This is a genomic window from Streptomyces sp. NBC_00443 (genome assembly GCF_036014175.1).
Taxonomy (GTDB): Bacteria; Actinomycetota; Actinomycetes; order Streptomycetales; family Streptomycetaceae; genus Streptomyces.
The window spans coordinates 5696625-5709467 of the sequence record NZ_CP107917.1 but is presented as its reverse complement, the minus strand read 5'-3'; the positions used below and the strand labels follow the sequence as shown (position 1 = coordinate 5709467).

Annotated in this window: 13 protein-coding genes and 1 pseudogene; 7 read left to right on the top strand and 7 right to left on the bottom strand. The window is 70.9% G+C overall.

What is annotated here, in order from left to right; translation table 11 throughout:
- Positions 1–42: 42 nt before the first annotated feature.
- Complete coding sequence (locus OHO27_RS25855; RefSeq protein WP_328427366.1) at positions 43–723, bottom strand: RDD family protein; 681 nt, start codon at positions 721–723, stop codon at positions 43–45.
- An 89-nt stretch (positions 724–812) separates the two neighbouring features.
- The gene (locus tag OHO27_RS25850; protein WP_328427365.1) at positions 813–2351 is read right to left on the bottom strand and encodes an RDD family protein; all 1539 of its coding nucleotides are present in this window, start codon (positions 2349–2351) and stop codon (positions 813–815) included.
- Between the two features lie 125 nt (positions 2352–2476).
- Between OHO27_RS25850 and OHO27_RS25845 the strand changes: the two are divergent.
- A pseudogene (locus tag OHO27_RS25845) lies at positions 2477–3027 on the top strand (SsgA family sporulation/cell division regulator).
- 19 nt (positions 3028–3046) lie between these two features.
- Here OHO27_RS25845 and OHO27_RS25840 read toward each other — a convergent pair.
- Positions 3047–4453 carry an FAD-binding oxidoreductase gene (locus OHO27_RS25840; protein ID WP_328430547.1) on the bottom strand — a complete coding sequence of 469 codons (1407 nt, stop codon included), beginning with the start codon at positions 4451–4453 and terminating at the stop codon, positions 3047–3049.
- A 103-nt stretch (positions 4454–4556) separates the two neighbouring features.
- Here OHO27_RS25840 and OHO27_RS25835 point away from each other — a divergent pair, with 103 nt between their 5' ends.
- The gene (locus OHO27_RS25835) at positions 4557–6038 is read left to right on the top strand and encodes a tetratricopeptide repeat protein (protein WP_328427364.1); all 1482 of its coding nucleotides are present in this window, start codon (positions 4557–4559) and stop codon (positions 6036–6038) included.
- Positions 6039–6045: 7 nt separating this feature from the next.
- Here the strand turns inward: OHO27_RS25835 and nthA are convergent, their stop codons facing one another.
- The 4 genes from nthA to hppD form a co-directional block, all read right to left on the bottom strand.
- Positions 6046–6627: a nitrile hydratase subunit alpha gene (gene nthA, locus OHO27_RS25830; protein WP_328427363.1), complete on the bottom strand. Its 582-nt coding sequence runs from the start codon at positions 6625–6627 to the stop codon at positions 6046–6048.
- Positions 6617–6919, bottom strand: coding sequence for an SH3-like domain-containing protein (locus tag OHO27_RS25825; protein WP_328427362.1), 303 nt, complete (start codon positions 6917–6919; stop codon positions 6617–6619). The genes nthA and OHO27_RS25825 overlap by 11 nt, the downstream gene beginning before the upstream one ends.
- Positions 6912–7208, bottom strand: a complete 297-nt coding sequence (locus tag OHO27_RS25820; protein WP_328427361.1) for a hypothetical protein — start codon at positions 7206–7208, stop codon at positions 6912–6914. Before OHO27_RS25820 ends, OHO27_RS25825 begins: the two co-directional genes overlap by 8 nt.
- A gap of 114 nt (positions 7209–7322) precedes the next feature.
- Positions 7323–8468, bottom strand: a complete 1146-nt coding sequence (gene hppD / locus OHO27_RS25815; protein WP_328427360.1) for a 4-hydroxyphenylpyruvate dioxygenase — start codon at positions 8466–8468, stop codon at positions 7323–7325.
- A gap of 137 nt (positions 8469–8605) precedes the next feature.
- On the opposite strand from hppD, the gene OHO27_RS25810 reads away from it, so the two are divergent.
- The 5 genes from OHO27_RS25810 to OHO27_RS25790 are packed head-to-tail and all read left to right on the top strand — an operon-like array spanning position 8606 to position 12830.
- Positions 8606–9085: an Lrp/AsnC family transcriptional regulator gene (locus tag OHO27_RS25810; RefSeq protein WP_328427359.1), complete on the top strand. Its 480-nt coding sequence runs from the start codon at positions 8606–8608 to the stop codon at positions 9083–9085.
- A 26-nt stretch (positions 9086–9111) separates the two neighbouring features.
- Positions 9112–9759 (top strand): ABC transporter permease, encoded by a 648-nt coding sequence (locus OHO27_RS25805; RefSeq protein ID WP_328427358.1) that lies wholly within the window; start codon positions 9112–9114, stop codon positions 9757–9759.
- Complete coding sequence (locus OHO27_RS25800) at positions 9752–11002, top strand: betaine/proline/choline family ABC transporter ATP-binding protein (RefSeq protein WP_328427357.1); 1251 nt, start codon at positions 9752–9754, stop codon at positions 11000–11002. The genes OHO27_RS25805 and OHO27_RS25800 overlap by 8 nt, the downstream gene beginning before the upstream one ends.
- Complete coding sequence (locus tag OHO27_RS25795; protein ID WP_328427356.1) at positions 10999–11874, top strand: ABC transporter permease; 876 nt, start codon at positions 10999–11001, stop codon at positions 11872–11874. Before OHO27_RS25800 ends, OHO27_RS25795 begins: the two co-directional genes overlap by 4 nt.
- Positions 11871–12830, top strand: coding sequence for a glycine betaine ABC transporter substrate-binding protein (locus OHO27_RS25790; RefSeq protein ID WP_328427355.1), 960 nt, complete (start codon positions 11871–11873; stop codon positions 12828–12830). Before OHO27_RS25795 ends, OHO27_RS25790 begins: the two co-directional genes overlap by 4 nt.
- The last annotated feature ends 13 nt before the right edge of the window (positions 12831–12843 follow it).

Below are 12843 nucleotides of genomic sequence, written 5' to 3'. Positions count from 1 at the left end.
TGCACCGGCCGCCGGCACCGACTCCGGTTGCCGGCGCCGGCGTCAGCTGGTGCTGACCACCACCGTCTTCGCGGACTTGTCGTGCAGGCCCTGCTTGTAGGGCCGGTCGAAGTAGCTCCAGCCACCGCAGATCACGGTCCAGATGCAGGCGCAGCAGAACGCGAACGGGATCCACAGCACCGCCGCTCGGATCAGTGAGGTCTGCACGGAGGGCGTGGCCCCGTTGTCGAGGTTGGCCACCCGCATGTCGAGCAGCTTCTTGCCGAGCGTCTGCCCCGTCTTGGCGGTCAGGTAGGTGTCGTAGGCGATGAAGAGCACGGCGGCGACCAGTGACTGCAGGAACGACTTTCCGTACTCCACCTTGTCGGTGTCCACGTCGTACTCGGTGACGCCGAATCCCCACGTGAGCAGCCAGACGACGACGCCCACCAGGATCATGTCGATGATGCGGGCCAGCGTGCGCTTGCCGCTGCCGGCGAGCGGCGGCATCCCGGCGAGCGGGTCGGCGGGCTGACCGCCGCCGCCGTACGGGTCTCCGCCGTACGGGCCGCCGCCACCGTAGGGGGGCGGGGGCTGGCCGCCGGGGGGAGGCGGAGGCTGGCTGCCGTACGGCGGCTGATCACCGTACGGCGAACCCGAGCCCCCGTCCGGCGGGGGCTGTTTCTTGAACGGATCGTCTTCCGGGGGCTGCTGACCGGGGCCGGGAGGCGGTTCGCTGCTCATGGCCCGAGTCGACCGCGAACCGGGCGGCTCCGCATCCGGCGGGGGGCCGTCCGGGGTACGGAATCTTCCGGGCCCTTTGCTGTATGCGGTCAGCCCGCAACGAACGTACGCGCCACCTTGTCGTGCCAGCACTGCTGCCACGGCCGGTCGAACAGGCACCACAGCACGCCGACGACACCGACGGCGAGCAGGCCGGGGATGCTGTAGACGAGCCAGCGGCGCAGGGCCGCGCCGAACACCGGGGGTTCGTGGGCCTCGATGTCCCGCACCTCCAGGCCGAGCAGCTTCTTGCCCAGCGTGCGGCCCCACTTGGCGGTGGGCAGGACCTCGTAGACCACGCCGAACAGGAGCAGCACGGCCAGGATGACGCCGAGATACGCCGAGGTCGTGCCGTCCAGCAGCCAGACGGTGACCGTCTCGCCGGAGAGCTTGGCGGCGTCGATCTTGTCGTTGACGTGGTCGAGCGCCTTGGTGCCGAGCGGCACGGCGGCCACGGCGGTGACGGCGGCCAGCACGACGGTGTCCAGCAGCCGGGCGGCCAGCCGCTTGCCGAGGCCCGCGGGGCGGGCGGCGGCCTGACGCATGGCGGCCGCCTGGAACGGGTCCAGGGTCACCGGCTTCCACGGGGCGACCGGCTGGTCGTCGCCGGGACCCGCGAGCCGGTGCACCTGCTGCGCCCAGGAGGACTGGCCGCCGCCGGAGCCCGACGTCAAAGGCGTGTCGGACGCGGCCGCCGGCTGCGGTCCGCCGGACTGCTGGGGGATGCTCGGGGAGGCCTGCTGCGGGCCGGAGAAGGCCGCGGGGGCGCCGGTGGCGGCCTGGGCGGCAGCCGCGGCCCCGGCGGCGGTCTGAGCCTGTCCCTGGGCCACTGGGGCCCGTTCGGCGGCGGCCTTCCCGGCGCCGAAGCCGGGGCCCTGCGGGGCGCCGGCCGCGGAGGGGCGCTCCGCGTCCGGACGTGCGGCGCCCGAACCGGCGGACGCGCCCGTGCTTCCGGACTGCGCCCCGGCCGCCCCGCCCTGCTGCCCCGTGCGCGGGGACACCGCACGGATGGCCATGGTGCCGTCGACGGGGGCGGGGCCGCCGGACTCCCTCACGGGCCTGCGCATCATGAACGTGTCACCGGAGGCGACCCCCCCGTCGGGCGCGTCCGGCTCGGCGGGCGGGATCGAGGCGGTGCCGTCCGTGCGGGCGGCGTGCCCGTCCGGGTGGGCGGTGCCGCCCGTGGCCGCCGCCGCGCGCGGGTCCCTCGGGTCGGGCTCCTGCGGGTTGCCCCAGGAGACGCGGTGGTCCTGCTCGCCGCCGAAGCCGGCCTGGTGGGCCGGGTCGGCGCCCCAGGCGGACGCCGGCTCGGGCCGGCTGCCGTGCTGGGCGTCGGCCGGCGAGGCCCCCTGGACCGGCTCCTCGTCGAAGAAGTGCGGGCCGGTCTCCTCGACCGAACCGGCCGAGGGCAGGGCGGGGTTCGCGCCGGGCGGCGGCGCGAGCGATTCGCCGTCCGTCGGTGCCGGACGGCTGGTACCCGGCACCCAGGAGGCGCCGTTCCAGTACCGGACATATCCAGGAATGGACGGGTCCGGGTAATACCCTTCGCGGGGCCTGTCGTCACCCGGGGCCGGGGTTGGGGCGCTCATGTCCGTCGTCCGGTATCTGCTCGTGGGTCAAATAGGGGCCTCCACATCTACCAGACCGACGCAACAACCACCGCCAGTCCCGTAGGACCCACCCCTTTCCGGGCAACCTCGTACACGTGCTTCACATGTGCGGTACGGCCGTGGGAGCAGGGTCGGAAAAAAGTTCTGTGCACCCGCGTAATGGTCGACCCCCGCGTTCCCTCTCCACTCGTACGGGCCCGCCCACACAGGGCCGTACGCGTCACGAGAGAGGAACGCACGCCATGGATCACACCGTCGTCGAGCGTGAACTGGAGCTCAGGCTCATCCTGTCGCCCGAGCGCAGCGTCTGCGTGCCGGCGCTGTTGAGCTATCACAGCGACGATCCGTTCGCCGTCCACATCGCCTTCCACATCAACTCCGAGCACCCGGTGCACTGGACGTTCTCCCGCGAACTGCTCGTGGAGGGGTGTTCCGGCCGTGCGGGCACGGGGACGTGCGGGTGTGGCCGACGAAGGTCGAGGGCCGCACTGTGGTGCTGATGGCGCTGAGTTCGCCGGACGGGGACGCGCTGCTGGAGGCACCCGCGGCGCAGGTGTCGGCCTGGCTGGAGCGGACCTTGCGGGTGGTGCCCCCGGGGACTGAGGGCGGGCAGCTGGGGATCGACGACGCGCTCGACCAGCTGCTCGCCCAGTGAGCGGTGCCGGACGGACGGATCAGAACAGCTTGCCCGGGTTCAGGATGTCCAGCGGGTCGAAGACCTGCTTGATGCCCCGCTGCATCTCGATTCCGACGGGGCCGATCTCGCGCGCCAGCCACTCCTTCTTCAGGACACCCACGCCGTGCTCGCCGGTGATCGTGCCGCCGAGTTCCAGGCCGAGGGCCATGATCTCGTCGAAGGACTCGCGGGCGCGCCGGGACTCGTCGGGGTCGGCGGCGTCGAAGCACACGGTCGGGTGGGTGTTGCCGTCACCGGCGTGGGCGACGACCCCGATGGTGAGCTGGTGCTTCTCGGCGATCCGCTCGACGCCCTCGATCAGGTCGCCGAGCCGCGAACGGGGCACGCACACGTCGTCGATCATCGTCACCCCGCGCACGGCCTCGAGCGCGGTGAGGGACAACCGCCGTGCCTGGAGGAGGAGTTCGGACTCGGCCGCGTCGTCCGCCGGGACCACCTGGGTGGCGCCGGCCGCCTCGCACAGGGCGCCCACGGCGGCGAGGTCGGAGGCGGGGTCCGGGGTGTCGAAGGCGGCCAGGAGCAGGGCCTCGGTGGTCTCCGGCAGCCCCATGTGCGCGAGGTCGTTGACGGCCTTGACCGTCGTACGGTCCATGATCTCCAGCAGCGACGGCACATGCCCGCCGGCCATGATCCGGCACACGGCGTCACAGGCGGCCGCCGCCGACGCGAACTCGGCGGCGAGGACCAGCTGCTGCGGCGGCTGCGGCCGCAGCGCCAGGACAGCCCGTACGACGATGCCGAGCGAGCCCTCGGAACCGACGAAGAGGCGGGTCAGGTCGTATCCCGCGACGCCCTTGGCGGTACGGCGGCCGGTGGACATCAGCCGCCCGTCGGCGAGGACGACCTCCAGGCCGAGCACGTACTCGGCGGTCACCCCGTACTTCACACAGCACAGGCCGCCGGAGGCGGTGCCGATGTTGCCGCCGATCGTGCACATCTCCCAGCTGGAGGGGTCCGGCGGGTAGTACAGGCCGTGTTCGCCCACCGCGCGGGAGAGGGCGGCGTTGATGACGCCGGGCTCGACGACGGCGATACGGTCGACGGGGTTGATCTCCAGGATGCGGTCCATCTTGGTCAGGGACAGCACGATGCAGCCGTCGGAGGCGTTGGCCCCGCCCGACAGGCCCGTGCGGGCGCCCTGCGGGACGACCGGGACGCGCAGGGCGGTGGCGGTGCGCATGACGTGCTGGACCTCTTCGACGGTCCGCGGCAGGACGACGACGGCGGGGGCGCCGGCCGGGCAGAAGCTGGCCATGTCGTTGGCGTAGGCGGCCGTGACGTCGGGGTCGGTGAGGACGGCCTCGGCAGGCAGACCCGCGAGCAGCCGCTCGGTGAGGTCACCCCGGGCCTGGTCGGGTGCGGCTTCGGTACGGCTCATGATCACAGCGTCGCACTCGGGGCCATCGGTGTGAACCCCGCGTACGGCGGTCGGGTTCGGACGGGTGTGGTCGTCGTATTGACGCATGGCTTGACGCACAGTGAGCGCCATGGAGAACAGCGCCGCGGGGAACAGCGCCCTGGAGACCGACGCCTCGAAGGATGCGCCGGAGAACGTACCGGGCACGCCGGGCCGCCGGCCGCGCAACCGGCGGCGGGTGCTGATCGCCTCGGTGGCGGGGTGCGCGGTGCTCGGCGGGGTGCTGGTGCTGCTGCCGTGGGGGCAGGGCGGGACCCGGGCGCCCGGACCGGCACCGGGGGCGCAGGCGCTCGCCGCGGTCACCGCGGGCGTGCCGGCCGCGCTGCCCGATCTGGCGGTGCTGATCGACGAGCGGGAGAGGCATCTGCGGGCCCATCCGGGGGACGCCCGTTCGTGGGCGGTGCTGGGCGCGGCGTATGTGGAACAGGGGCGGCGCACCGCAGAGCCGGAGTACTACCCGAAGGCCGAGAAGGCGCTGCGTACGTCGCTGAAGGAGCGGGACCCGAACGCCGAGGCGCTGGCCGGCATGGCGGCACTGGCGAACGCGCGGCGGGACTTCGGCGCGGCGCGGACCTGGGGCGAGGCGGCGCTGAAGGCGGACCGCAAGCGGTGGACGACGTATCCGCCGCTGATCGACGCCTACACGGGGCTGGGTGACCACAAGGCGGCCAAGCGGACGCTGGACCGGCTGCTGGAGCTGCGCTCCGGCCCGGCGGTGCAGGCCCGGGCGGCGGCCGTCTACCGGGACCGGGGCTGGCGGGAGGACGCGGCGGTGGCGCTGTCCGACGCGGCGGCGGGCGCCGAGGCCCCGGCCGAGCGGGCGGCGTATCTCGAACGGGCCGGGCAGCTCGCCTGGGAGCGCGGCGACCTGGACGTGGCCCTGCGGCATTTCCAGGAGGCCGTACGCCTCGACCCGGACCAGCGGGCCGCGCTCGCGGGGCAGGGGCGGACGCTGGCGGCACTGGGCCGCACGACGGAGGCGCTGAACGCGTACCGGGCCGCCCTCGCCAAGCAGCCGCTGCCCGAGTACGCGCTGGAACTGGGCGAGTTGTACGAGTCGCTGGGCCTGGGGCGGGCCGCACGCGTGCAGTACGACCTGCTGCGGGAGCGGGCGGCACGGGCCGCGGCCGGCGGGGTGGACGACGAACTGGTGCTGGGCCACTTCGAGGCGGACCACGGCGACCCGGAGTCCGCTGTGCAGCGGCTGCGGACCGAGTGGCGCCGGCAGCCGGGGGTCGCGGTGGCCGACGCGCTGGGGTGGGCGCTGCACCGGTCCGGGGAGCACAAGGAGGCACTGAAGTTCGCGAGGCTGGCGAACGACCAGAAGCGCGGGGGCGGGGTGCGCAGCGCGCTGTACGTCTATCACCAGGGCATGATCGAGCTGGAACTGAGAATGTCCGGGGCCGCACGGCGGCATCTGCAGGAGGCCTTGCGGATCAATCCGCACTTCTCGCCGACGCGGGTGCCGCTGGCCGAGGCGACGTTGAAGGAGCTGGGGGAACCGTCGGTGGAGGACGTACCGGACATGGACGCCGAGCCGAAGCGGCGGTGACCGGTCCCTACAGCACTGCCGTGCCGATCAGCGCGTTGCGGCTGACCAGCCCCGCCAGTTCCGCCTCCGGCATCCCGTCCGTGCCCTCCGGCCGGCGCGGCAGCACCATGTAGCGGGTCTCCGCACTGGAGTCCCACACCGTGATCCGTGTGTCGGCCGGCAGGTCCAGGCCGAACTCGGCGAGGACCGCCCGGGGTTCGCGGACCACGCGGGAGCGGTACGGCTCCGACTTGTACCAGCTCGGGGACGGGCCGAGCAGGCGGATGGGGTAGCAGGAGCAGAGGGTGCAGACGATGACGTGGTGCGTCGACGCCGTGTTCTCGACGACGCGCAGGCGCTGGTAGCCGCCCTCCATGAAGCCCAGCTCGCGCACGGCCGCCGTACCGTCCGTCAGCAGACGGGACTTGAAGTCCTCGTCGGTCCAGGCCCGCGCGACGACCCGCGCCCCGCTCGCCGGTGAGGCGCCCGCGAGGAACGCGTCGATCGCCTCGTCCAGTTCCCCGCCGCTGAGGACGCCCTTCTCCTCCAGGAGGGTCTCCAGGCGCCGCACCCGGCGGGCGATCGTCGCGTCGGAGTGGTCACCGCTCATCGCCACGGTCCTCTTCCAAGTAGCTTTCCCACAGATCCAGTACGACGTGATGGTCGCCCTCGCCCCACAGGTCACGCGCCTGGAACCGCACCGCGTACACCTGCTCCACCGGCACGTCGGCACGCCCCTGCGCGCTGACGTCGGCCAGTTCGGCGGGCCCCTCCGGCTCGATCACGACGCCCCGCTTGCCGCGTGCGTAGCGGGGCAGACGGGTGTGGTGGGCCGGGTCGTGGAGGTACGTCACCACACGCGATCCCGGGGCGAAACGGTCCGGGGCGAATCGGTCAGCCATCGAGCTCGTCCCGCTCCAGCTCGCCGGGCTCCAGCACGCCCTTGCGTTCGAGGAGGTCGCTGATCGCGAGGAACCAGCGTTCGTAGTACGACGCCGCCAGGTACTCGCGCGGCGGGATCGACTCGATCGCGTCCCGGAACTCGTTCAGATTGAAGATCTCCTGCGCGCGCAGGGCGTTCCAGATCCCGAAGACGCGCGCCTCCCAGTCGGCGTGGAAGGGCTCGGAGTCGTCCGCGGTGTCGACGGGACCGAACCCCTCGACGCCGCCGACGTCGTTGATCCTGGCCATGGGCTCAGCGTACGGCGCGTTCGGGTGCCGCGCGGGCGTGCGCGGCGCGCGGCAGGCGCCCCGGCGTGCGGGTCCCCCGTGGAACCCGCACGCCGAAAGAGGGTCAGCCGGCCGTCAGAGGTTCCCGCGCTTGTCCTGCTCCCGCTCGATCGCCTCGAACAGGGCCTTGAAGTTGCCCTTGCCGAAGCCCATGGAGCCGTGGCGTTCGATGATCTCGAAGAAGACCGTCGGGCGGTCCTGGACCGGCTTGGTGAAGATCTGCAGCAGATAGCCGTCCTCGTCGCGGTCCGCGAGGATCTTCAGCTCACGCAGGGTCTCGACGGGGACGCGGGTGTCGCCGACCCACTCGCCGAGGGTGTCGTAGTACGAGTCGGGGGTGGCCAGGAACTGGACGCCGGCCGCGCGCATGGTGCGTACCGTCTCGACGATGTCGTTCGTGTTGAGCGCGATGTGCTGGACGCCCGCGCCGCCGTAGAACTCCAGGTACTCGTCGATCTGGGACTTCTTCTTGGCGATGGCGGGCTCGTTGATCGGGAACTTCACCTTGAGCGTGCCGTCGGCCACGACCTTCGACATCAGCGCGCTGTACTCGGTCGCGATGTCGTCGCCCACGAACTCCTTCATGTTCGTGAAGCCCATGACCTTGTTGTAGAAGCCGACCCACTCGTTCATGCGGCCGAGCTCGACGTTGCCGACACAATGGTCGATCGCCTGGAAGGTGCGCTGGGCGGGCGGCTCGACCATGGGGCTCGCCGCCACATAGCCGGGGAGGTACGGGCCGTCGTAGCCGGTGCGCTCGACGAGGGTGTGGCGGGTCTCGCCGTACGTCGCGATGGCGGCCAGGACGACGGTGCCGTGCTCGTCCTTCAGCTCGTAGGGCTCGGTGACGGACGTGGCGCCGTGCTCGAGCGCGTACGCGTACGCCCGCCGTGCGTCCGGGACCTCGATGGCGAGGTCGACGACGCCGTCGCCGTGCTCGGCCACGTGCTGGGCGAGGAAGTGGCCCCAGGTGGTGGCGGGCCTGATGACGGAGGTGAGGACGAAACGGGCGGAGCCGTTCTCCAGCACGTAGCTCGCGGTCTCGCGGCTGCCGTTCTCCGGTCCGGAGTAGGCCACGAGACGCATGCCGAAAGCGGTCGAGTAGTAGTGCGCCGCCTGCTTGGCGTTGCCCACGGCGAAGACGACCGCGTCCATTCCCTTGACCGGGAAGGGGTCGGCCTGCCGGGCGGTGTCGGGAGTGTGGTGTGTGGTCTGCGTCATAAGCGCAGCCTCACGCCATGCGGCAAGGTGCGCAATAGTTTGGTTCTCAGCTGGGCAATCTGCTCAGTGGTGGGCCCGTCCATGCGGGCTTTCTGTACAGGATGACCATCCCCAGCGGTGAGAAGAGGCGGGCCGACATGGCGATCGATCATCTGGACGGACGGATCATCGTGCTGCTGGCGCGGGAGCCGCGGATCGGGGTGCTGGAGATGTCCCGGCGGCTGGGCGTGGCCCGCGGGACCGTGCAGGCGCGGCTGGACCGGCTTCAGTCGAACGGAGTCATCCGCGGCTTTGGTCCCGAGGTCGATCCGGCGGCGCTCGGGTATCCGGTCACCGCCTTCGCGACCCTGCAGATCCGGCAGGGGCAAGGGGCCGACGTACGGGCGCACTTGGCGACCGTGCCGGAGGTGCTGGAGCTGCACACGACCACCGGTACCGGGGACATGCTGTGCCGCCTCGTGGCGCGCTCCAACGCCGATCTTCAGCGTGTGATCGACCGCGTTGTCGGTTTCGATGGGATCGTCCGGGCCTCCACGGCGATCGTGATGGAGAACCCCGTTCCGCTGCGGATCATCCCGTTGGTGGAGCAGGCGGCGGAGGACCGGGCGCACAGCTAGCCCGCGACCTGGTGGGGTGAGTCCGAGTGAACTTCTGGGAGTACCTGGGCAACCGCCACCAGCAGCTGCTCACCGACGCCTACCAACACGCCAGCGCCGTCTTCCAGTGCATGGTCGTGGCCACCCTGCTCGGGGTGCTGATCGGAGTGGCCACGTACCGCAGCGAGTGGGCCGGCAACTTCGCCACGCTGACCACCGCGGGCATCCTGACCATTCCGTCGCTCGCCATGATCGGTCTGCTCATTCCGATCGTGGGGCTGGGCGTGCCGCCCACGGTGATCACACTGACGCTGTACGGCCTGCTGCCGATCGTGCGCAACTCGATCGTCGGGCTGCGCGGCGTCGATCCGTCCCTGGTGGAGGCGGCCCGGGGCATCGGTATGTCCCGGCTCACCCAGCTGCTGAAGGTGGAGCTGCCGCTCGCCTGGCCGCCGATCCTGACCGGGATCCGGGTCGCGACACAGATGCTGATGGGCATCGCGGCGATCGCGGCGTACGCCTCCGGCCCCGGTCTCGGCAATGTGATCTTCCGCGGGCTCGCCTCGCTGGGCAGTGCGAACGCGCTCAACCAGGTGCTCGCGGGGACGGTCGGGATCATCATCCTGGCGCTGCTGTTCGACGCCGCGTACGTCCTGATCGGACGGCTGACCATCCCCAGGGGGATCCGTGTCTGAGCACGATTCCGACAGCGGCCACCACGGAGCATCCATCGAGCTGGAGAACCTGACCAAGCGGTATCCCGGCAGCCCGCAGCCGGCCGTGGACAGCGTGAACATGGAGATCAAGGCGGGCGAGGTGGTCATCCTCGTCGGGCCCTCCGGGTGCGGGAAGTCCACGACGCTCAAGATGATCAACCGGCTGATCGAGCCGACCGGTGGCCGGATCCGCATCGGCGGCGAGGACGTCACCGACATCGATCCGGTGAAGCTGCGCCGCAAGGTCGGTTACGCCATCCAGTCCGCCGGTCTGTTCCCGCATATGACGGTCGCGCAGAACATCGCACTCGTACCGAAGATGATCGGCTGGTCGAAGACCCGGATCGGCTCGCGGGTCGAGGAGTTGCTCGACCTCGTCGGGCTCGACCCGGGCGAGTTCCACGGCCGCTATCCGCGCCAGCTCTCCGGCGGGCAGCAGCAGCGCGTGGGTGTGGCGCGGGCGCTGGCCGCCGATCCGCCGGTGCTGCTGATGGACGAGCCGTTCGGCGCGGTCGACCCGATCACCCGTGATCATCTCCAGGACGAGCTGATCAGGTTGCAGCACGAGCTGCACAAGACGATCGTCTTCGTCACGCACGACTTCGACGAAGCGATCAAGATCGGTGACCGTATCGCCGTTCTGCGCGAACAGTCGCACATCGCTCAGTTCGACACCCCGGAGGCGATCCTCACCAACCCCACCGACGACTTCGTGTCCGGGTTCGTCGGAGCCGGTGCGGCGCTGAAGCGGCTCAACCTGACCCGGGTACGGGACGTGGAGATCACCGACTATCCGACGGTGACCTTCGACGATCCGCTCCAGGAGATCTTCAACCGGCTGCGCTCCAGCGGCACCAACGAGATCCTGCTGCTCGACAAGCGGGGCCGGCCCTACAAGTGGCTGCGGCGCGGCGACCTGATGCGGGCCAGGGGTTCGCTCGCGCGGGCCGGGACGCTGGTGAACGACACCGTGACGCGGGACGCCACGCTGCGGGACGCCCTGGAGGCGGTCCTCACCGACAACGCGGGGCGGGTGGTGGTGACCGGGCGGCGCGGTGAGTACACGGGCGTCGTCGACATGGAGACGCTGATGAACTCCGTGCACGAGCTGCTGGAGGCGGACCGGCTGGAGGCGCTGGAGGCCCAGCACGAGCTGGAGGGTTCCAGGGCCGGGCGGACGCACGCCGAGCAGGAGGGCGATGGAGGGGAGCACAAGGCGTGAGCACTCCCGAGACCCCGAGGTCGTCCCGGGTTCAGGAGACGTCCGAGCCCGGCGAGGCGCCCGGAAGCGCTGAGCCTGACGGCAACGAGCTTGACGGGAACGACGAGGCCGCCTCGCCCGCTGCGTCGAAGCGCCCGGCCAGGAAGCTGAGCTGGCAGCAGCTCACCATCGTGCCGGCGATGCTGGTGGTGCTGCTGCTCGCGACCTGGCTGTGGTTCCAGCAGGCCGACCTCGACCCGGTCTCCGAGAACGCGCTGTCGAACGGTCAGGTCTCGCAGGCCCTGTGGGAGCAGATCGAACTCACGGTGATCTCCACCTTCTTCGTGCTGATCATCGCGATCCCGCTGGGGATCCTGCTCACCCGGCGGGCGTTCCGCAAGGCGAGCCCGGTGGCCCTTGCGTTCGCCAACATGGGCCAGGCGACGCCGGCGATCGGCCTGCTCGCCCTGCTGGTGATCTGGCTGGGCATCGGCCGCAGAGCGGCGCTGATCGGCATCATCATCTACGCCGTCCTGCCGGTGCTGTCCAACACGATCGCCGGCCTCAAGGCGAACGACCCGACGCTGCTGGAGGCGGCCCGCGGCATCGGGATGTCCTCGTCGGGCGTACTGATGCGGGTGGAGCTGCCGCTCGCGGTCCCGCTGATCCTGGCGGGCGTGCGCACCGCCCTGGTCCTCAACGTCGGTACGGCGACCCTGGCGGTCTTCGGCGGAGGCGGCGGGCTGGGCGTGCTGATCACGGCCGGCATCACCAACCAGCGCATGCCGGTCCTGGTCCTGGGCTCGATCCTCACGGTCGCCCTCGCACTGCTGGTGGACTGGCTGGCATCGCTGGTGGAAGTGCTGCTGCGGCCACGGGGGCTGGACCTGTGAGGCCGCGGACGGTCCTGCTCGGGGCGGGGTTGCTGGTGGTGTCTGCCGGGTGCGGTCTGACCAGCGGCTCCCCCATGGTCGACGACGTACGGCCCGGAAGCATCGGACGGGGCGAGCCGCTGGAGGGTGCCGAACTGACGGTGACGTCGAAGTCGTTCACCGAGCAGCTCATCCTCGGCGCGATCATGGGCATCGCCTTCGAGGCGGCGGGCGCGGACGTCCTCGACCGCACCGGCATCCAGGGCTCCATCGGCAGCCGCGAGGCGGTGCGCAAGGGCGACGCCGACGCCGGGTACGAGTACACGGGCACGGCCTGGATCACCTACCTGGGGCACAGCGAGCCGATCACCGACCCGCGCGAGCAGTGGGAGGCGGTGCGCAAGGAGGACGCGAAGAACGGGCTGACCTGGCTCCCGCCGTCCGCGCTGGACAACACGTACGCCCTGGCGATGAACCAGGCGAACCACAAGAAGTACCGCACGAACGACCTCTCCGAGGTCGCCGCGCTGTCCAAGTCCGACCCGTCCGCGGTGACGCTGTGTGTGGAGGTCGAGTTCGCCAACCGGGCGGACGGGCTGCCTGGGATGCAGAAGGCGTACGGGATGAACGTACCGACGAAGAACATCACCCAGATGGACACCGGGATCATCTACACGCAGGCCGCGAAGGGGAATTGCACCTACGGCGAGGTCTACACGACCGACGGCCGCATCAAGTCCATGAACCTCGTGGTGATGGACGACGACAAACACTTCTTCCCCAACTACAACGCCGCCCCGGTGATCAACACCAAGACCCTCAAGGAATGGCCGGCCATCCCCGACGTCCTCGACCCGATCACCAAGAAGCTGAACAACACGGTGGCGCAGGACCTGAACGCGAAGGTGGACGTGGACGGGGAGGATCCGCATCAGGTGGCGTTGGACTGGATGAAGGCGGAGGGGTTTGTGAAGTAGCTGGTCGGACGCC